Source organism: Amycolatopsis sp., assembly GCF_036008905.1.
Taxonomy (GTDB): Bacteria; Actinomycetota; Actinomycetes; order Mycobacteriales; family Pseudonocardiaceae; genus Amycolatopsis.
Genome location: NZ_DASYMU010000078.1, coordinates 1 through 19,304, shown reverse-complemented (window position 1 = coordinate 19,304; position 19,304 = coordinate 1). Strand labels below are relative to the sequence as shown.

Below are 19,304 nucleotides of genomic sequence, written 5' to 3'. Positions count from 1 at the left end.
CTTCGGTTTTCGCGCATAGGCTGCCGAAGACCCCGGCGATGAGGAGCTTTCGCGACATGTCGACACCGAATCAATCAGCGAGACCAGCCGTGTCCGCTGGAACGGCGGCAGCGAGTCTGAGCCGGGTCACCATCGCCACCGAAGGCGAACCGGACACCGACTTCGATTCCGAAAACGAGAACTCAGCCATCGCGCGCAAGAACAAGCACAAGCCCGAAATCGTCAAGGAGCCTGACGGGATAGGCCCGACCGGACGCCCGTACCGCACGATCCCCGAGCCGCCACCGCTGGAAAAACACGGACCGGCCAAGGTCATCGCCATGTGTAACCAGAAGGGGGGCGTCGGCAAGACGACGTCCACCATCAATCTGGGCGCGGCGCTCGCGGAGTGCGACAGGCGGGTCCTGCTCGTCGATTTCGACCCGCAGGGCGCGCTCTCGGTCGGTCTGGGCATTCAGCCCCACGAGCTCGAGCAGACGGTCTACAACGTGATCATGGAGCGGTCTGTCAACATCGCCGACGTGGTCCGTAAGACCCGCGTCGACAACGTCGATCTGTTGCCCAGCAACATCGACCTGTCCGCGGCCGAGGTCCAGCTGGTGGCCGAGGTGGGGCGTGAGCACACTTTGCTACGGGTGCTTCGACCGGTGATGGACTACTACGACTATGTTCTTGTCGACTGCCAGCCCTCGCTCGGCTTGCTGACGGTGAACGCGCTGACCGCTGCGGACGGCGTTCTCATCCCGCTCGAGTGCGAGTTCTTCAGTCTTCGCGGGGTGGCTCTGCTGATCGACACGATCGAGAAGGTGCAAGAGCGCCTCAACCCCAAACTGGACATCACCGGGATTCTCGCGACCATGTTCGACCCGAGAACCCTGCATTCGAAGGAGGTCATGGCGCGCGTGGTCGAAGCATTCGGCGACATCGTCTTCGACACGGTGATCAATCGCACCGTGCGGTTCCCAGAAACGACCGTTGCCGGGGAGCCCATCACCAGCTGGGCCCCCAAATCGGCTGGTGCGCTGGCCTATCGCGCGTTGGCTCGCGAGGTGATCGCCCGGTGAGCAGGCGAGCTTCCCTGCCCGGCGCGTCAGAACTCTTCCGCATGACCTCGAGCCCCGCCCTCGACCTCGCGCCCGTCACCGACACGGTCGTCGTCCCACAGGGGAACGGCCGAGGCGGTGGTGGCGGTGTTGGTGTTGGTGCGAACAGTCGCAAGGAACAGCTTTCGGAGAGCGGATCGGCCAAGCGCGGTACCGGCCGGACCAGGCACGACGCGAAGATCACGGTCTACGTGTCGGGTGACGAGCTGCTCGCGATGGAACACGCGCGACTCGACCTGCGCGGCCATCACGACCTGATCGTCGACCGCGGCAGGCTCGTGCGCGAGGCCGTCGCGGTGATGCTGGCCGACTTCGCCCAGCACGGTGAGGACTCGGTCCTCGTCCAGCGGTTGCGGTCCGGCGGTGTCGAGGCTCAGGAGTCCGACAACTGATGGACGCTCCGGCACCGGCCGAGCAGACGCCGGAGCCGGTCGATCAGCTTTCCCCCGAGGTCGCCTCCGAGGTCGCCTCCGAAGTTCCGCCGCTCGAGCCCGAGCACGTCCCCGAGCCGGGCAGCTCGAAGTTCCGGGTGCACCTGGCCAACTTCGAGGGGCCGTTCGACCTGCTGCTGCAGCTGATCTCGCAGCATCAGCTCGACGTCACCGAGGTCGCGCTGCACACGGTCACCGATGACTTCATCGCGTACACGCGCTCGCTGGGCGCCGACTGGAACCTCGACGAGACGACGGAGTTCCTGGTCATCGCGGCGACGCTGCTCGACCTGAAGGCGGCGCGGCTGCTGCCGTCCGCCGACGTCGAGAGCGAAGAAGACCTCGCCATCCTCGAAGCCAGGGACCTGCTGTTCGCGCGGATCATGCAGTACCGGGCGTACAAGCAGGTGGCGGCGCTGTTCGGCGAGCTCGAGGCCGGGGCGCTGCGGCGCTACCCGCGCTCGGTCGCGATGGAAGAGCGGTATGTCGGCCTGCTGCCCGAGGTGCTGCTCGGCGTCGACCCGGAGAAGTTCGCCGACATCGCGATGTCGGTGTTCAAACCGAAGCCGCCGCCGCAGGTTTCGCTGGCCCATCTGCACATGGGCCGGGTTTCGGTCCGCGAGCACGCGGCGTTGCTGCGGCTGCGGCTCGCCGAAGCGGGCGAAGCGACCTTTGGGGAGCTGGTTTCCGACTGTGAGCACACGATCGAGATCGTCGCTCGCTTCCTGGCGCTGCTGGAGCTGTACCGCGAATCCACGGTCCAGTTCGAACAGGCCGAAGCACTGACCGAGCTGCACGTGCGCTGGACGGGCGGGACGGTCGAGGCCGCTTCGGTGGCCGCCGAACAGGATCTCGCCAAGGTGGACGAAGAGGAGTACGGGTGAGCCCCGACGGTGTGACCGAAGACGAAGGTGTGACCGCTCCCGTAGAGGAGCAGGCGCCTGTGGACGTCGAGAGCGCCGAAGCGCCTGACGCTCCTGAAGACGCCGAGGGCTCCGAAGACGGTGAGGACCCCGAGGACTCCGCGGACCCTGAGGACTCCGAGGACTCCGAGGACTCCGAGGACGAAGCGGGCCTGGTGGCTGTCGCCTCGGACCTGCCCGACGTCACCGACGACACCGCGCTGGAAGCCGCGCTAGAGTCGTTGTTGCTGGTGGTGGACTCGCCGGCGAGCGAAGAACTGCTGGCCGAGACCGTCGGCCAGCCGGTGGGCCGGGTCACGGTGGCCCTGCGCACGATGTCCTCGGCGTTCACTGAACGGTCCAGCGGGATCGACCTGCGACGGGTCGGTGACGGCTGGCGTTTCTACACGCGCGATACTTATGCGCCTTTCGTGGAGAAGCTGCTGCTCGACGGGCAGCGCTCGAAGCTGACGCGCGCTGCTCTGGAGAGCCTTGCCGTGATCGCTTACCGGCAGCCGGTCACCAGGGCACGGATCGCCGCGGTGCGCGGGGTCAACGTCGACGGCGTCATCAGGACGCTGGTCGCGCGCGGGCTGATCGAGGACGTCGGCACCGATCCGGACACGGGTGGGACGCTGTACGTCACAACTGAACTATTCCTGGAGCGGCTCGGGCTGTCGTCACTGACGGACCTCCCCGCGATCGCTCCGTTGCTACCTGAAGTGGACACGATCGATGACATATGACTCGCAGCAACCCGAGGGCGTCCGCCTGCAGAAGGTGCTCTCCAAGGCGGGTATCGCTTCCCGCCGCGCGGCTGAGGACCTCATCGTCCGTGGACGCGTCAGCGTCGACGGCAAGGTGGTCACCGAGCTGGGCCGCCGCGTCGACCCGGTCAACGCGGTCATCCACGTCGACGGCACCCGGGTCAACCTGCGCGAAGACCTGATCTACCTGGCCTTCAACAAGCCCAAGGGCGTGCACAGCACGATGCTCGACGAGCGGGAACGCCCGTGCGTCGGCGACTACATCCGCGGCCGGTACGAGGACGTCACCGGCGGGGTGTTCCACGTCGGGCGCCTCGACGTCGACACCGAGGGCCTGCTGCTGCTGACCAACGACGGCGATCTCTCGCACCGCCTCATGCACCCGTCGTACCGGGTGCTCAAGACGTACCTGGCCGAGGTCGAGGGCACCGTCGCCCGCGGGATCGGCAAGGAGTTCAAGTCCGGTATCACCCTCGACGACGGCCCGGTCAAGGTCGACGAGTTCCGCGTCAAGGACATGCACGCCGGCAACACGCTGATCGAGATCGTCATCCACGAGGGCCGCAAGCACATCGTGCGCCGCTTGATGGACTACGCCGGTTACCCCGTGCGGAAACTGGTGCGGACCGCCGTGGGCGACATCCAGCTCGGCTCGCAGCGCCCCGGCACCATCCGCGTGCTGAACAAGGGTGAGGTCGGCTCGCTTTACCGCGCCGTCGACATGTAGCCCGAAAGTGCCACCTTGGCCACCTTGGTTGCGTTGGACGCAACCAAGGTGGCACTTAGGGGGTTAGCTCGCGGGGGAAGTGGCGGTTTTCGCCGAGGATGTCCGGCGTTGCAGGGCGCGGGCGACGGGTTCGATGAGCCGCGCGGCTGTCGGGCCGAGGATGGCCATCAGCAGGACGTAGGCCGTCGCGAGGGCCGCGAGTTCCCCGGTGACAGCGCCCGCCGACACGGCGAGCCCGGCGATGACGATCGAGAACTCCCCGCGTGCCACCAGCGCGGCACCGGCTCTCGCCCGGCCCATCTTCCCGATGCCCTGTTTCCATGCCGCCCACCAGCCGGTGGCGACCTTCGTCAGGGTGGTGACGACGGCCAGCGCGATCGCCCAGCCCAGTACCGGCGGGATCGACGCCGGGTTCGTGCTCAGGCCGAAGACCACGAAGAAGATCGCGGCGAACAGATCCCGCAGCGGCTCGAGCAGATGCGTGGCGTTCTCGGCGGTCGAGCCCGAGATCGCGATGCCGAGCAGGAACGCGCCGACCGCCGCCGAAACCTGCAGCGCTGAGGCGATCCCGGCGATCAGCAAGGCCGCGCCGAGCACCTTGAGCAGGAAGACCTCACGGTCCGGGCTGTCGACCAGCGCCGAGACGTAGCGGCCGAACTTCAGCGCGATCACCAGCACCACGGTGATCACCGCGATCGAGATGCCGACCGCTTGCAGGCCGCCGAGGAAGCTCACGCCGATCACCACCGCGGTCAGGATCGGCAGGTAGATCGCCATGACCAGGTCTTCGAACACCAGGATCGACAGGACGACCGGGGTCTCGCGGTTACCGAGCCGCCCGAGGTCGCCGAGGACCTTCGCGATGATGCCGGACGACGAGATGTAGGTGACCCCGGCCATCACGATGGCGCCGACCGGACCCCACCCGAGGATCAGCGCCACGGCCGCGCCGGGGGCCGCGTTGAGCACGATGTCGAGCAGCCCGGCCATCCACGAGCGCCGCAGGCCGGTGATCAGCTCGGCCGCGGAATACTCGAGACCGAGCAGCAGAAGCAGGAGGACGACACCGATTTCGCTGGCCAGATGCGTGAAATCGCCGATGCCGGTGAGCGGGATCAGGCCGCCTTCGCCGAAGCAGAGACCCCCGATCAGGTACAGCGGGATCGGGGACATGCCGATTTTCCCGGCGAGCCTCCCGAGCGCGCCCAGGACGAAGAAGACCGCCCCTAGTTCGATCAAGGACAGCGCGGTGTGATCCATGTTCCTATCCCGAACCGAGAATCTTGGCGGCCGCGTCCAGGCCTTCGGAGGTCCCGACGGCGACGAGCAGGTCGCCCGCGGTGATGGTGAAGTCCGGCGTGGGGGAGGGGTGTACCTGGCCCGCGCGCATCACGGCGACCACCGACACGCTGGTGCGTGTCCGCATCGCGGTGTCGCCGAGGGTCCGGCCGTCGAACGGCGAGCTGCCCTTGATCGGCAGCTGGCGGGTGTGGATACCCGGGAGATCCCGATGTTCCTCGTTCAGCCGGGCCACGAGCTGGGGCGCGCCCAGCAGGTTCGCGAGCGCGGCCGCCTCGTCGGCGGTCAGCGGCAGTGACGCGAGACAGGCGTCCGGGTCGTCGGATTTCGACACGATCAGCTCGATGTGGCCGTCCCGCTGGGTGACCACGCCGATGCGCCTGCCGTTGCGGGTGGCGAAGTCTTTCCGGACACCGATTCCGGGCAGGGGCGTCACTTCTACGTTCACACACTCCACCGTAACCCACTGTCCGATTTGCGCCCGTCAGCGACCTCGGCACGGGTGAGTGCTCCCCGTGGTTCGCGACCAGGCAGAATGGAGCCCCGCAGGTCGCGGAAATCCTCCGCATGTCGCGAGAAATCGGCTTTGGGAGCAATGGTGGCGGGAGCCTTACGTGGTGTGGTCGCGCTGGACGGTCCGTCCGGGACGGGGAAGACCACGGTCGCACGCAAGCTCGCCGCGAGGCTGAGCGCCGGCTATCTCGACACCGGGGCGATGTACCGCGCGATCACCGTGGCCGTGCTGCGCGCCGGGGTCGACCCGGCTGACGCCGCCGCTGTCGCCGAGCTCGCCCGCGGGGCGGAGCTCGAGATCGGCACCAGCCCGGTGCGCCCGCATCTGCTGCTCGGCGGGCGGGACGTCGCCACCGACATCCGCGGCGCCGACGTCACCTCCGCGGTTTCGGCGGTCTCCTCGGTGCCCGAGGTGCGTGAGCTGCTCGTCGCCGAACAGCGCCGGATCATCGAAGACGTCATCGCGACCAAAGGCGGGATCGTCGTCGAGGGCCGCGACATCGGCACCGTCGTCACGCCAGACGCCCCGCTGAAGGTGTACTTGACGGCGTCGGCGTCGATCCGTGCCGCGCGCCGCAACGCGCAGGACTCGGCCGCCGGTCGTGAGTCCACTGTGGACGCCGCGCTGCAGTCGGTCGAGCGCCGGGACCACCTCGACTCCACGCGGGCGACGTCGCCGTTGCGCGCGGCGGAGGACGCGGTGCCCGTCGACACCTCCGAGCTGAAAATCGATCAGGTGATCATCGCCCTGAGCGAACTGGCGAACCAGCGTGGCCTGCTGACCGGCTGCACCGCCGAGGTCGCGCAGTGACAGCACCGTGTGCTTTAAAAGCGTTTGGTCCTCCGGACGACCTGCCCGAGGGCGCTGTCGGCTGGATCCACGAAATAGGCAGGCTCATCGGGCGCTACACGCTCCGGCCCGCCTTCAAGGTGCGCGTGCACGGCGTCGAACGCGTGCCCGCTTCCGGACCGCTCGTGGTGATCGCGAACCACAGCTCGATGATCGAGCCGCAGCTGATCTTCGGAATGTTGCCGCGCCGCTCGGCGTTCCTGGTCAAGGAGACGTTGTTCCGGGGAGCCTTAGGCAAGTTCCTGCTGACGCTGGGGCAGATCCCGGTCAAGCGGGGCGAGGTCGATCGCAAGCCGCTGCTGACCGCGGTCGGCGTGCTCAAGGACGGCGGTGTGGTCGGGATCTTCCCCGAGGGCACGCGCGGAACCGGTGACGTCGGCAACGCGGAGCGCGGGGCGGCCTGGCTGACCCGTTCGGCGGGGGCCACAGTGATACCGATCGCGACCCGGGGCACGCTGCGCCCGGCGAACGGCAAGAGGCGGTTCCGGCCGCGGGTGGACATACTCGTCGGCGAGCCGTTCACCCCGGAGATCGGCCGCGGCCGGTCCGGGCTCGAAGAGGGCACCGAACTGCTGCGCGGCGAGCTGGCCGCGCTGGTGAAGACTTTGGACGAATGGCGTGCGGAATATGGTTTCCAAGCGCCAAAAGGGAATGAGAAGGAATGACAGAGTTCGACGGTTTTGACGGCGATCCGACCGATGGGGTCGTCGGCACCTGGGCCGAGGAGTCGGAGTTCGGCAAGTTCGACGCCCAGATCGAAGCCGGTGAGGCCGAGCACGAGGCCCAGCTGGCGCAGCCGGTCCTCGCCGTGGTCGGCAGGCCGAACGTCGGCAAGTCGACGCTGGTGAACCGGATCCTCGGCCGCCGTGAGGCGGTCGTGCAGGACGTCCCGGGCGTGACCCGTGACCGCATCGCCTACGACGCGCTGTGGGGCGGGCGGAAGTTCACCCTGGTCGACACCGGTGGCTGGGAGCCCGGCGCGACCGGGCTGCAGGCCTCCATCACCGCACAGGCCGAGATGGCGATGGCCACCGCCGACGCCGTCATGCTGGTGATCGACGCCTCGGTCGGCGCGACGACCACCGACGAAGCCGTCGCCCGTGTGCTGCGGCGGTCCAAGACCCCCGTGCTGCTGGCCGCCAACAAGGTCGACGACGACAGGCTGATCTCGGACACCGCGTCGCTGTGGTCGCTCGGTCTCGGCGAGCCGTACCCGGTCAGCGCGCTGCACGGCCGCAACTCCGGCGACCTGCTCGACGCCATCCTCAAGGCCCTGCCCGAGGCGCCTCGCGAGGGCAACCCGACGATGGGCCCGCGCCGCGTGGCGCTGGTCGGCAAGCCGAACGTCGGCAAGTCGAGCCTGCTGAACCGGCTGACCGGCGAGCAGCGCTCGGTGGTCGACTCGGTCGCCGGCACCACCGTCGACCCGGTCGACTCCCTGGTCGAGCTCGACGGCCAGACCTGGCGTTTCGTCGACACCGCGGGCCTGCGCAAGCGCGTGCACACCTCGAGCGGCGCCGAGTACTACGCGTCGCTGCGCACCAAGACCGCGATCGACGCGGCCGAGGTCGCCGTCGTGCTCCTCGACTCCAGCGAGCCGCTGTCCGAGCAGGACCTGCGGGTGCTGACCATGGTCGTCGAGGCCGGGCGCGCCTGCGTGCTCGCGTTCAACAAGTGGGACCTCGTCGACGAGGACCGCCGCCACGACATGGTCCGTGAGCTCGAGCGTGGTCTCGTCCGCGTGCCGTGGGCGGACAAGGTCAACATCTCCGCGCTGACCGGGCGTTCCGTGCGCAAGCTCGCGCCCGCCCTGCGCACGGCGTTGAACTCCTGGGACAAGCGCGTCCCGACCGGCCTGCTCAACGGCTGGCTCGCGGATCTCATCGCCGCGACCCCGCCGCCCGTGCGTGGCGGCAAGCAGCCGAAGGTCCTGTTCGCCACCCAGGCCGCGATCCGGCCGCCGACCCTGGTGCTGTTCACCACCGGGTTCATCGAGGCGGGCTACCGGCGGTTCATCGAGCGGAAGTTCCGCGAGGAGTTCGGCTTCGAAGGCACCCCGGTGCGCATCAACATCCGCGTCCGGGAAAAAAAGGTCCGCGGCGGCGCCAAGCAGTCGGCCAAACCCGGCAAGCTCAAGTAGCCATCTGTCGACAGATGGCGATCTCTCCACTCCGGAATATGTCGACATGTTCTCGTGCGCGTTCGTGCGCGGAAAGTGTCGACATATTCGGGAGCGCGGGAGCGTGTCGGGGGCCTGACCAGGTGATTCCTGACACGAAAGCGAGACCGTTCCGAGATCTGATGGTCATCTCAGGTAGTCTTCTAGGTCGGTAAGCGGGCGCCTCACTCGGAGAGCAAGCCCGATAGGTGCTCGTTCGGAAGGTGAGTGATGGGCTGCATGCATGCCCAGATGTTGGTTCGACCCGTGTTCTCGGAGCTTTCCCGATGACGCTCACGGCAGACACCTCGACGTTCGCTTGCGTCGCTGAAATAACCCTCGCGCCCTCGCCCGTCCCGACCGCCGACCGCGCGCTCTTCTGGTCCGGCCTCGGCGCCAGCGAGCGCACCTTGCTCGACATCCTCGCCGAAACGGCCGCGACGCATCCCAACGCGGCGGCCATCGACGACGGCGTCAGCGTGCTGAGCTACCGCAAGCTCGCCGAGGAGATCGAGGCGTACGGCGGCAAGCTGCGAGCTGCTGGGATCGGTCTCGGCGACCGCGTCGGCGTCCGGATCTCTTCGGGCACCGCGGAGCTCTACGTCGCGATCCTGGGCGTCCTGTCCGTCGGCGCCGCGTACGTGCCGGTCGACGCCGACGACCCCGACGAGCGCGCCGAACTCGTCTTCGGCGAGGCCGAAGTGCTCGCTGTCGTCTCCGACGGCGGCGTGATCACCACCCAGGGCATCCCGACCGGCCGCACGGGCCGGCCGTCGCCGTCCGACGACGCGTGGATCATCTTCACCTCCGGTTCCACCGGCAAGCCCAAGGGCGTCGCCGTCTCGCACGGTTCGGCCGCCGCGTTCGTCGACGCCGAAGCCCGCCTGTTCCTGACCGAAGAGCCGATCGCCCCCGGCGACCGCGTACTCGCCGGGCTGTCCGTCGCCTTCGACGCGTCCTGCGAAGAGATGTGGCTCGCCTGGCGCTACGGCGCCTGCCTGGTCCCCGCCCCGCGTTCGCTGGTGCGTACCGGCGTCGACCTCGGCCCGTGGCTCGTCGCGCAGGGCATCACCGTCGTGTCGACCGTGCCCACGCTGGCCTCGCTGTGGCCGGCCGACGCGCTCGAAGACGTCCGGCTCCTGATCTTCGGCGGGGAAGCCTGCCCGCCCGAGCTCGCCGAGCGCCTGGTGGAAGAGGGCCGCGAGGTCTGGAACACCTACGGCCCCACGGAAGCGACTGTGGTGGCCTGTGCCGCGCAGCTCACCGGCCACGAACCCGTCCGCATCGGCCTCCCGCTGGCCGGCTGGCAGCTCGCCGTCGTCAACGAAGCCGGCGAGCCCGTCGCGATGGGGGAGACCGGTGAACTGGTGATCGGCGGCGTGGGTCTCGCCCGCTACCTCGACCCGATCAAGGACGCCGAGAAGTTCGCCCCGCTGCGTTCCCTCGGTTGGCAGCGCGCGTACCGCAGTGGCGACATCGTGCGCGCCGAGCCCGAAGGCCTGCTGTTCCTCGGCCGTGGCGACGAGCAGGTCAAGCTCGGTGGCCGCCGGATCGAACTCGGCGAGGTCGACGCCGCGCTGCAGTCGCTGCCCGACGTCAATGGCGCCGCCGCCGCGATCCGCAAAACCAAGGCGGGCAACCAGATCCTCGTCGGGTACGTCGTCCCCGCCGACGCCGCGGCCTTCGACCAGGACGCCGCCGCAGCGCTGCTGCGCGAGCAGCTCCCGGCCGCGCTCGTGCCGTTGCTGGCGCTGGTGGACGACCTGCCGACCCGGACTTCCGGCAAGGTCGACCGCGCCGCCCTGCCGTGGCCACTGTCCACTGTGGACGCCAAGGGTAGTGGTCTCACCCCGACCGAAGCCTGGCTGGCCGAAGGCTGGGCGGAGATCCTCGGCGTCGCGGTCACCGACCCGAAGGCCGACTTCTTCACCCACGGCGGCGGCAGCCTCACCGCCGCGCAGCTGATCGCCCGCATCCGGACCCGCCACCCGCAGGTCTCGGTCAACGACATCTACCAGGCGCCCAAGCTGGGCGCACTGGCTTCGGTACTGGACAAGCTGAGCGGTCACGCGACCAAGCGCCGTGAGATCGCGCCGACACCGCGTCGCGCCGGGGTCATCCAGAGCCTGCTCATGATCCCGCTGATGAGCATCACCGGGCTGCGCTGGGCGACGATGGCCGCCGCGCTGTCGAACGTGCTCGGCCTGTTCGGTTTCGCCTGGGCGCCCACGGTTTCGTGGCTGTGGCTCGGCCTTGCCTGGGTGCTGCTGTTCAGCCCCGCCGGCCGGATCGCGATTTCCGCCGGTGGCGCGCGGATGCTGCTCAGCGGCGTCCGTCCCGGCACCTATCCGCGGGGCGGCAATGTCCACTTGCGACTGTGGACCGCCGAAAAGCTCGCCGACTTCAGCGGTGCCAGCGGTGTCGCCGGTGCGTCCTGGATGACGCACTACGCCCGCGCGCTCGGCGCCAAGCTCGGCGACGACGTCGACCTGCACTCCCCGCCGCCGGTCACGGGCCTGCTCAAGATCGGCCGCGGTGCCGCCATCGAACCCGAGGTGGACCTGTCGGGTCACTGGGTCGACGGCGATCGTGTGCACATCGGCAAGATCAGGATCGGCGCGGACGTCCGCATCGGCGCGCGCAGCACGCTGTTCCCCGGTGCCCGTATCGGCAAGGGTTCGGAGATCGCCGCCGGTTCGACCGTGCGCGGTACCGTCCCGGCCGGTCAGCTGTGGGCGGGTTCTCCCGCGGCGAAGGCCAGCAAGGACACGCTGAAGTGGCCGGCTTCGCGGCCGCCGCGGACACGCTTCTGGGCGTCGATGTACGGGATCGCATCGCTGGTTCTCGGGTTGCTGCCCGCTGTCGCCGCACTGCCGGGCATCGCGATCCTCGGTGACGCCATCGCCGGCTCACCCACGCTGGGCTCGGCGTTGGGCCGCGCGCTCGTCGCGGTTCCGCTGGCGACGCTCGCTTACTTCGGTGCGTATGCGCTGCTGGTGCTCTTCGGGGTCCGGGCGCTCAGCATCGGCCTGGTCGAGGGCTATCACCCCGTGCACGGCCGCGTCGCCTGGCAGGTCTGGGCGACCGAGCGGCTGATGGGAATGGCCAGGATCGGCCTGTTCCCGTTGTACGCCAGTCTTTTCACGCCCGTGTGGCTGCGGATGCTCGGCGCGAAGATCGGCAAGAACGTCGAAGCGTCGACAGTCCTCGCGCTGCCGAAGATGACCCAGGTCGACGACGGCGCGTTCCTCGCCGACGACACCATGGTCGCCACCTACGAACTCGGGCACGGCTGGCTGCACGTGGCCCCGGCGCGGATCGGCAAGCAGGCGTTCCTCGGCAACTCCGGCATGACCGCCCCCGGGCGCTCGGTGCCGAAGCGCGGGCTCGTCGGCGTGCTGTCCTCGACGCCGCGCAAGGCGAAGAAGGGGTCGTCCTACCTGGGCATGCCCCCGATGCCGCTGCGCCGCGCGGTGGACCGTTCGGACAACTCCCGCACGTATAACCCGCCGCTGCGGCTCAAGGTCGCCCGCGCGTTCGTCGAACTGTGCCGGATCATCCCGGTGATGTGCGGGGTCGCGCTCGCGGTGCTCGTGGCGTCGGCGATGATCGCGATCCAGTCGGTCGACGGGCTGTGGCTCGCGCTGCTGACCGGCGGCATCGTCCTGTTCGCCGCCGGGCTGGTCGCCGCGGCCACCGCGACGATCATGAAGTGGCTGCTGGTCGGCAAGTTCCGCGCGATCGAGCACCCGTTGTGGAGCTCGTTCGTCTGGCGCAACGAACTCGCCGACACCTTCGTCGAGACGTTCGCCGTGCCGTGGTTCGTCGGTGCCCTCGGTGGCACGCCGCTGCTGCCGGCTTGGCTGCGCACGATGGGCGCGAAGATCGGCCGAGGGGTGTGGCTGGAGACGTACTGGCTGCCCGAGTCGGATTTGGTACGCCTTGGTAACGGTGCCACGATCAACAAGGGCTGTGTCGTGCAGACTCACCTGTTTCACGACAGAATTATGAGTATGGACGGTGTGACGCTGGCCGAGGGCGCGACCCTCGGACCGCACGGTATCGTCCTGCCCGGCGCGAGCATCGGCGCGCGCACGACGGTCGGCCCCGGCTCGCTGGTGACCCGCGGCGACGCGGTCCCGGCGGACTCGCGCTGGCTGGGCAATCCGATTTCGGCTTGGAACAAGGATTCGGGGGTTCGCCGCGGGTGATCTTCAAGCCTTCCCTTCCCGCCCCGGGCGCCGACACCTCCGGCGATTCGTACCTGCCCGGCCACGGCAATGGTGGCTACCGCGTCGAACACTACGACCTTGAGCTCGACTACCGCGTCGGCCCGAACAGGCTGTCCGGGCAGGCCGTGATCACCGCCGTCGCCACGCAGGCCCTGTCGAGGTTCAGCCTCGACCTCGGCCGCGGGTTCAAGGTCAACCGCGTGCTGGTGAACGGCAAGCCCGCGAAGTTCCAGTTGTCGGGCCGGGACAAATTGGGCATCAAGCCCATGAAGTCGTTGGCCGAGGGCGCGGAGTTCGTGGTCGAGATCCGGTACGTCGGCAACCCGCGGCCCATCGCCGGTATGTGGGGTGACATCGGCTGGGACGAGCTGACCGACGGTTCGCTCGTCGCGAGCCAGCCGATCGGCGCGCCCTCGTGGTTCCCGTGCAACGACCATCCTTCGGACAAGGCGGCCTACCGCGTCACGCTGACCACGGCGTCGCCGTATTCCGTGCTGGTGACCGGGAATCTGGTCGCTCGCCGGACCGGCGGCAGCACCACGACCTGGGTCTACGAACGGCCCGAGCCGACGGCGGCGTACCTGATGAGTGTCCAAATCGGACGGTACGACGACATCGACATCGCCGGGGTTTCCCATAGCCTGCCCGGACAAGGCCCGTCGTACCAGATGAGCCTGCGCCTCGGGGACGACGACGTCGAGGCCGTCCTCGGTGCCATCCCGCAGCGCGCGGCCGTCCCGGCGAGGCTGCGGCGGAACTTCGCGCGCGATTTCGGGCGTCAGGGCCAGATCATGGACGTGCTGCAGTGGTTCTTCGGGCCGTACCCGTTCGACGAGTACGTCGTCGTGGTCACCGACGACGACCTCGACGACCCGATCGAGGCGCAGGGCATGTCGATCTTCGGCGCCAACCACATCGACGGCAGGCGCACCCATGAGCGGCTCGCCGTGCACGAACTGGCGCACCAGTGGTTCGGCAACAGCCTCACGGTGGCCGACTGGCGGCACATCTGGCTGAACGAAGGCTTCGCGACCTACGCCGAGTGGCTGTGGTCGGCGGAGTCCGGCGGCCCGTCGGCGCAGGCGCACGCCCGCACCTGGCACGCGCGGATGGCGAGTAAGCCCGCCGACCTGCGGCTCGGGGATCCGGGTGTGGCGCGGATGTTCGACGAGCGGGTCTACAAGCGCGGGGCGTTGCTGCTGCACGCGCTGCGGCACGAGATGGGGGACGAGGAGTTCTTCGTCCTCGTCAAGGCTTGGGCCGCCGAGCACCGGCACTCCCTGGTGACCAGTGCGGACTTCGTCGCACTGGCTGAGGTTTACGCGGGGCGGTCGCTCCGCGACTTCTTCGCCCGCTGGCTCGACTCGCCGCGGCTGCCTCCTCTGCCCTGAGCTCCCGGGACTGAACTCAGACTCGCCGCCGCGCCAAGCAACCTGCGACAATGAGCGAGCGTCCCGCACGAGAGGACCACTGCCGTGAGCAATCGCAAGCAGACGTCCCGCCAGTTCCAGCTCCCGACCGCCGCCGATTCCCTCGCAGTCATCTACCGAGCTGCGGTCCCGGAGCGCGGTGGGTACTTTGACGACTTCGGACTGGCATCCTTCCGGGACACCTATGGCGACAGAATCGAGCAACTGGCCGGCGCTCCACGCCTGCCCTGGTTTCGGTTCATCAAGCGCTGGCGGACTGCTCTGGTGCGTCGGCGCTTGCGCAGCGACATGGCCCTGACGTTGGCGATACACCGCGATATCGGGATCAGGATGGAACAAGACGCGGCCGGCCTCCGCGATCGGCCAACCGAACCCGAGCCCCCGGAACCGCGCAGTTTCGAGGACGTGTACTACTTCCGGCGGGCCATCGAGGGCTACCCCCGCTATGGCTACATGTCTCCTCCCACCGACTAAGGACCTACGAGGGCACGACGTAGCCGTGGGTGTAGGCGTAGCGGATCGCCTGGGCCCGGTCCCGGCTCGCCGTTTTCGCGTAGATCCGGTTGATATGCGTTTTGACGGTGGCTTCGCCGACGAACAGCGCCCGCGCGATCTCGCGGTTCGTCTGTCCCGCCGCGAGCAGCCGGAGCACGTCGGTCTCGCGGGCCGTCAGCTCGTCCGGCGATTCGGGCTCTGGCGGCGCGGGCGCCTTGATGGCTGCGGCGACGAGCCGGCGCTGCACCTCCGAGTCCAGCACGGCCTGCCCCGCGGCGGCGGCGTGGACCGCGCGGCCGATTTCGTCCCGGGTGGCCGACTTCGTCAGGTAGCCGAGGGCGCCGGCGTCGAGTGCGCGCAGGATCGAGTCCTCGTCGGCATAGGTGCTCAGTACGACGACCTGGGTGCCGGGGTGGTCGTCCCGGATCCGGCGGGTCGCGGTGACGCCGTCGCAGCGCGGCATCGCGAGGTCCATCAGCACGACGTCCGGCACGGTTTCCGCGACGACTTCGGCGGCGACCAAGCCGTCCGGCGCCTGGCCGACGACAGTGATCCCCGGCAGCGCTTCGATGAGCAGCGCCAGCCCTTCACGGACGGCGGACTGGTCGTCGACCACCACGACCCGGATGTCGGCGCTCATGAGGGAATCCTGACCGACACACGCCAGCCGTCGCCGTCGGGCCCCGCGGTGAGCGAGCCGCCCGCCAGCTCGGCGCGTTCGCGGATACCGGTCAGGCCGTAACCGGAGCCGGTCGAGGTCAGCGGGCGAGCCGCGTTGTCGGGAATGGCGGCGTTGGTGACGGTGGCCGTCACGGCGTCGGCGGCGTAGTCGAGTTCGATGGTCACCGGCGCGGCCGGGGCGTGCTTGCGGGCATTGGTCAGGCCCTCCTGGATGGCTCGGTACAGCGTGAGACCCGGCCCGGGGGCCAGCTTGCGGTGTTCGCCGCGGACGTCGACGGTGACCCGGTCGTGCCCGTCGACCAGCGACGCGAGCAGTTCGGGCAGGGACACGGCGTCCTCGCGCAGTGCCTGGACCGCGCGGCTCGTCTCGGCGAGACCTTCCCGCGCCAGGCGGCTCGCGCGATCGACGCAGCCCGCGATCTTCGCCAGCACCGGGTCCCCGGCGGGCAGCGACGGGTTCTGCAGCAGCGCGCCCGCCGCTTCGAGCTGCAGCGACAGCGCGGACAGCGAGTGCGCCTGGATGTCGTGGATCTCCCGCGCGATGCGTGCCCGTTCGGCCAGCGCGGCGGCGCGGTGATCGGCGTCGGCGGCCCGCCGCGTCTCGGTGACCAGCACTTCCGCCTGCTCGGTGCGTTGCCGGTACTGCCTGCGGGTCGCGCCGGAGAGCCAGATGCTGACGAACGCGCCGCTGACGCCGAAAGCCCGTGGCCAGTTGCGGTCGCCGAGAGCCGCGGCGACCATGACCACCGCGACCGAGGCACTGAGAATGGCCCCCGACTGCCGGAGTGTCAGCCGGAAGCCTATCGTGAACGCGGCCTCGCAGTAGATGATGATCGTGAAATAGCTGAAACCGACCGCCGAGGACACCGCGGACACGGTCACCACGGTGAGCAGCCCGGCCAGGAACACCCACCGCGGCGCGGAGGGCAGCGAGTAGGCGACCGCGCCCGCGACGCAGACCAGGAAGATCGCGTACATCAGCGGCCAGACCGGGTCCCCGCCCGGGTAGTAGCCCGTGAACGGGACGGACACCAGCGCGACGGCGTAGAGCAGCCCGCGTTCGATCAGGTGGCTGGGTTGCCGGGTCAGGGCGTCGGTGGGCATCGTCGCCGAGCGTGCCAGTTCGGCTCGCACCGCGCATCCGCCCGCGGATGGATCACGGGTGGAGCAGGTACGTTGAGAGACGTGATCGACAAGGAGCTGATCGGCCATTGGTCCGAGCGCGACCTGGATCCGCATTCCGTCGAGCTCGGCGAGGTCGCTTTCCGTCCCGACGGCACCGGCTGGCTCTACTGGTCGAGCTGGAGCAAGAGCTTTTCCCTGCACCGGTTCACCTGGCGAGCCGCCGGTTCCGGCCGCGTCGACGTACACCTGCTGCGGTACTTCGCCGGCATCTGGCACCCGGACGACACCCACGAGGTGGAATCCGAGGAGCTCGCCGAGCGCACCCTCGAACTCAAGTACACGATCAAACCCGCCGACGGCGACATCGGCCCGGTGCTGGAGTTCGACCAGCGGCTCGACGAATGGACCATCGGCAACCGCTTCGCACTGACGGACAGCCCGCTCGACGATCCGACGGCGTGAGGTTCAGGGAGCGGTGACCACGGCCGTCGCCAGCCGGACGATGGAAATCCCGTTCGTCCGCTTCGCCACGGGCGACGGCCCGCGCGGCCTCGGCTTCGAGCATCGCGACCCAGCGTTCCCGCCACACGATCCGGTGCCGCTCGACGGCTTCGCTGACGCCGATGACCTCGACGTAGGACAGGCGCGCCCACCGCGGATCCTCCGCGGTGGTACCGATGTAACCGCGCACGGCCAGCGCGATGCGTTCGAGCACGCTGTCGTGCAGGGCCATCAGCAGGGCTTCGCGGCTGCTGAACTCCTCGTAGAAATTACGGGTCGACACCGCGGCCGCCGTACACGCGGCGCGGCGGTTCTGTGGAGGACACGGGTCAACTCTACGAGTGCCACCCGTGCGGCGGCTGCCGGTGAGCGTCGCAGCGCGGCATTCTTGGGCCGCATGGCTCCCGTGGATCGGCAGCGGCATCTCAACCACGCACTCATGCGCATTCCCCGGCGCGCCGAAAGCACCGACCGGATCACCCTGACCGACACGTTCGTGGCGTCGGGGTCGTTCTCGGCGATGCTGCACTCGACCGACCACCAGATCCTTTACGGGCGAAGGGGAACCGGCAAGACGCACGCGCTGCTGCACCTGAGCGAACTCGTCGACCGCACCGGTGACCTGGCCGTCTACCTGGATCTGCGCACCATCGGCACCGCGGGCGGGATGTACGCCGACAGCACGCTGAGCGCGGCGGTGCGGGGGACGCATCTGCTCGTGGACACCCTCGAAGCGATCCACGAAGAACTCCTCGCCGCGACCGTCGACCGCGAGATCGGCAACCCGGCGCTCCTGCTCCCGGCGCTGGACGCATTGGCGGACTCCGCGACCGCGGTCGAGGTCGTCGGGGAGGTGGAACGGGAGACGAAACTCGGCGGTTCGTCGCAGAGTTCGCACGGCATCGAGCTGTCAGCGTCCTTCTCGGCTAAGGCGTCGGCGCGGAACAGCCGGTCGGTCAGCGCGGAAAGCCGCTTGCGCCGGACCGGGGTCGAGCAGCACCACGTCGTGTTCGGGCCGCTCAACCGCGCGTTGCGGGCCGTCGTCCGCGGGCTGGGTTCGACGCGGTTGTGGCTGCTGCTGGACGAATGGAGCAGCGTGCCGCTCGACCTGCAGCCGCTGCTGGCGGACTTACTGCGTCGAACCGTGCTGCCGACGCCGGGGACCACGGTCAAGATCGCGGCCATCGAACGCCGCTCACGGTTCCGGGCGCCGTCGTCCAGCGGTGACTATCTCGGCATCGAAGTCGGCGCCGACGCCGCGTCCGCGGTGAGCCTCGACGACATCATGATCTTCGACAACGCCCGCAACCGCGCACAGGAGTTCTTCGGGCAGCTGTTCTACAACCACGCTTCGGTCGTGCTGGCGAAAATGGTCCACAACCCGCCTGGCGACGCGGAAAGCTTCGTCGGCGAGACCTTCAGCGGCGCCGCGTTCTCCGAACTGGTCCGCGCCGCCGAAGGCATCCCGCGCGACGCCATCAACATCGCCGCGCTGGCCGCGCAACACGCCCACGACCAGCCGATCGCATTGCAGGACGTCCGGCTGGCCGCGCGGGACTGGTACCTGCGCGACAAGCAGACCGCCATCAACGACAACGACTCCGCCCACCAGCTCCTGCGCCTGCTGGTCGACGAAGTGGTCGGGCGGCGGCACTCGCGGACGTTCCTGCTGGACCAGTTCACTGTGGCACGCAACGAAAACGTCGAGGAACTCTACGATGCCCGGTTGCTGCACGTGTTGCGGCGCGGCTTGGTCGACCGGAAGAACCCGGGCACGCTCTACGACGGGTTCGCCATCGATTACGGGTGTTATGTGGCGCTGCTGCTGGGCGGTGGGGCACCGTCACGGCCGCGGGCGCGGGGGACCTGGCTGAACTCACCGAAGGGGATTCCGCCGGACGGTTTCAACCTTTCGGGGGAAGCCATCGACCTCAGTGCGTTGAAGTGAGGGATTCCAGGAAGGCGGCGAACGCCGCGGTGCCGATTTCCAGGTGCCCCGCGGCGCGATCCTTGGTGGCGACGGCGTTGTGAGGACTGATCGCGCCTGCTCATCGCGCGCGATCATTACCCCAATGCGGCGTTGGGGGGAT

17 protein-coding genes are annotated in these 19,304 nt (G+C 68.9%); 13 read left to right on the top strand and 4 right to left on the bottom strand.

The window, feature by feature from the left end:
* The first annotated feature begins 56 nt into the window (after positions 1-56).
* The 5 genes from VGP60_RS14810 to VGP60_RS14790 are packed head-to-tail and all read left to right on the top strand — an operon-like array spanning position 57 to position 3,930.
* Complete coding sequence (locus VGP60_RS14810; RefSeq protein ID WP_327548569.1) at positions 57-1,064, top strand: AAA family ATPase; 1,008 nt, start codon at positions 57-59, stop codon at positions 1,062-1,064.
* Entirely contained in the window at positions 1,061-1,495 is a 435-nt protein-coding gene (locus tag VGP60_RS14805) for a cobyrinic acid a,c-diamide synthase (RefSeq protein ID WP_327548568.1), read from the top strand. Before VGP60_RS14810 ends, VGP60_RS14805 begins: the two co-directional genes overlap by 4 nt.
* On the top strand, positions 1,495-2,418 hold the full coding sequence (locus tag VGP60_RS14800; protein WP_327548567.1) for a segregation and condensation protein A: 924 nt from the start codon (positions 1,495-1,497) through the stop codon (positions 2,416-2,418). The genes VGP60_RS14805 and VGP60_RS14800 overlap by 1 nt, the downstream gene beginning before the upstream one ends.
* Positions 2,415-3,182 carry an SMC-Scp complex subunit ScpB gene (gene scpB, locus VGP60_RS14795; RefSeq protein ID WP_414640348.1) on the top strand — a complete coding sequence of 256 codons (768 nt, stop codon included), beginning with the start codon at positions 2,415-2,417 and terminating at the stop codon, positions 3,180-3,182. The genes VGP60_RS14800 and scpB overlap by 4 nt, the downstream gene beginning before the upstream one ends.
* A complete protein-coding gene (locus tag VGP60_RS14790) occupies positions 3,172-3,930 on the top strand; it encodes a pseudouridine synthase (protein ID WP_327548566.1) in 759 nt (252 codons plus the stop codon). Before scpB ends, VGP60_RS14790 begins: the two co-directional genes overlap by 11 nt.
* Positions 3,931-3,993: 63 nt before the next feature.
* On the opposite strand, the gene VGP60_RS14785 is transcribed toward VGP60_RS14790, so the two are convergent.
* Positions 3,994-5,190, bottom strand: a complete 1,197-nt coding sequence (locus tag VGP60_RS14785) for a cation:proton antiporter (protein WP_327548565.1) — start codon at positions 5,188-5,190, stop codon at positions 3,994-3,996.
* A gap of 4 nt (positions 5,191-5,194) precedes the next feature.
* Positions 5,195-5,677 carry a cation:proton antiporter regulatory subunit gene (locus VGP60_RS14780; protein WP_327548564.1) on the bottom strand — a complete coding sequence of 161 codons (483 nt, stop codon included), beginning with the start codon at positions 5,675-5,677 and terminating at the stop codon, positions 5,195-5,197.
* 171 nt (positions 5,678-5,848) lie between these two features.
* Here VGP60_RS14780 and cmk point away from each other — a divergent pair, with 171 nt between their 5' ends.
* The 6 genes from cmk to VGP60_RS14750 all read left to right on the top strand — a co-directional run bounded on the left by cmk (position 5,849) and on the right by VGP60_RS14750 (position 14,886).
* Positions 5,849-6,553 (top strand): (d)CMP kinase, encoded by a 705-nt coding sequence (gene cmk / locus VGP60_RS14775; RefSeq protein ID WP_327548582.1) that lies wholly within the window; start codon positions 5,849-5,851, stop codon positions 6,551-6,553.
* A 74-nt stretch (positions 6,554-6,627) separates the two neighbouring features.
* Entirely contained in the window at positions 6,628-7,257 is a 630-nt protein-coding gene (locus tag VGP60_RS14770; RefSeq protein ID WP_414640349.1) for a lysophospholipid acyltransferase family protein, read from the top strand.
* The gene (der, locus tag VGP60_RS14765; protein ID WP_327548562.1) at positions 7,254-8,732 is read left to right on the top strand and encodes a ribosome biogenesis GTPase Der; all 1,479 of its coding nucleotides are present in this window, start codon (positions 7,254-7,256) and stop codon (positions 8,730-8,732) included. Before VGP60_RS14770 ends, der begins: the two co-directional genes overlap by 4 nt.
* Positions 8,733-9,037: 305 nt before the next feature.
* A complete protein-coding gene (locus VGP60_RS14760) occupies positions 9,038-12,961 on the top strand; it encodes a Pls/PosA family non-ribosomal peptide synthetase (protein ID WP_327548561.1) in 3,924 nt (1,307 codons plus the stop codon).
* Positions 12,958-14,373, top strand: coding sequence for a M1 family metallopeptidase (locus tag VGP60_RS14755; protein WP_327548560.1), 1,416 nt, complete (start codon positions 12,958-12,960; stop codon positions 14,371-14,373). Before VGP60_RS14760 ends, VGP60_RS14755 begins: the two co-directional genes overlap by 4 nt.
* An 84-nt stretch (positions 14,374-14,457) precedes the next feature.
* Complete coding sequence (locus VGP60_RS14750; RefSeq protein WP_327548559.1) at positions 14,458-14,886, top strand: hypothetical protein; 429 nt, start codon at positions 14,458-14,460, stop codon at positions 14,884-14,886.
* A gap of 4 nt (positions 14,887-14,890) precedes the next feature.
* Here the strand turns inward: VGP60_RS14750 and VGP60_RS14745 are convergent, their stop codons facing one another.
* Complete coding sequence (locus tag VGP60_RS14745) at positions 14,891-15,547, bottom strand: response regulator transcription factor (RefSeq protein ID WP_327548558.1); 657 nt, start codon at positions 15,545-15,547, stop codon at positions 14,891-14,893.
* Positions 15,544-16,722, bottom strand: a complete 1,179-nt coding sequence (locus tag VGP60_RS14740) for a sensor histidine kinase (protein WP_327548557.1) — start codon at positions 16,720-16,722, stop codon at positions 15,544-15,546. The genes VGP60_RS14745 and VGP60_RS14740 overlap by 4 nt, the downstream gene beginning before the upstream one ends.
* 51 nt (positions 16,723-16,773) lie before the next feature.
* Between VGP60_RS14740 and VGP60_RS14735 the strand changes: the two genes are divergently transcribed.
* Entirely contained in the window at positions 16,774-17,175 is a 402-nt protein-coding gene (locus tag VGP60_RS14735; protein ID WP_327548556.1) for a hypothetical protein, read from the top strand.
* Between the two features lie 13 nt (positions 17,176-17,188).
* Positions 17,189-19,162, top strand: coding sequence for a hypothetical protein (locus tag VGP60_RS14730; protein WP_327548555.1), 1,974 nt, complete (start codon positions 17,189-17,191; stop codon positions 19,160-19,162).
* Positions 19,163-19,304: the final 142 nt, after the last annotated feature.

What these genes read in the sequence shown, in the direction of transcription:
- VGP60_RS14810 (WP_327548569.1), top strand. Translation starts at nt 57, where the DNA reads ATGTCGACACCGAATCAATCAGCGAGACCAGCCGTGTCCGCTGGAACG.
- VGP60_RS14800 (WP_327548567.1), top strand. Translation starts at nt 1,495, where the DNA reads ATGGACGCTCCGGCACCGGCCGAGCAGACGCCGGAGCCGGTCGATCAG.
- VGP60_RS14790 (WP_327548566.1), top strand. Translation starts at nt 3,172, where the DNA reads ATGACATATGACTCGCAGCAACCCGAGGGCGTCCGCCTGCAGAAGGTG.
- VGP60_RS14785 (WP_327548565.1), bottom strand. Translation starts at nt 5,190, where the DNA reads ATGGATCACACCGCGCTGTCCTTGATCGAACTAGGGGCGGTCTTCTTC.
- der (WP_327548562.1), top strand. Translation starts at nt 7,254, where the DNA reads ATGACAGAGTTCGACGGTTTTGACGGCGATCCGACCGATGGGGTCGTC.
- VGP60_RS14760 (WP_327548561.1), top strand. Translation starts at nt 9,038, where the DNA reads ATGACGCTCACGGCAGACACCTCGACGTTCGCTTGCGTCGCTGAAATA.
- VGP60_RS14745 (WP_327548558.1), bottom strand. Translation starts at nt 15,547, where the DNA reads ATGAGCGCCGACATCCGGGTCGTGGTGGTCGACGACCAGTCCGCCGTC.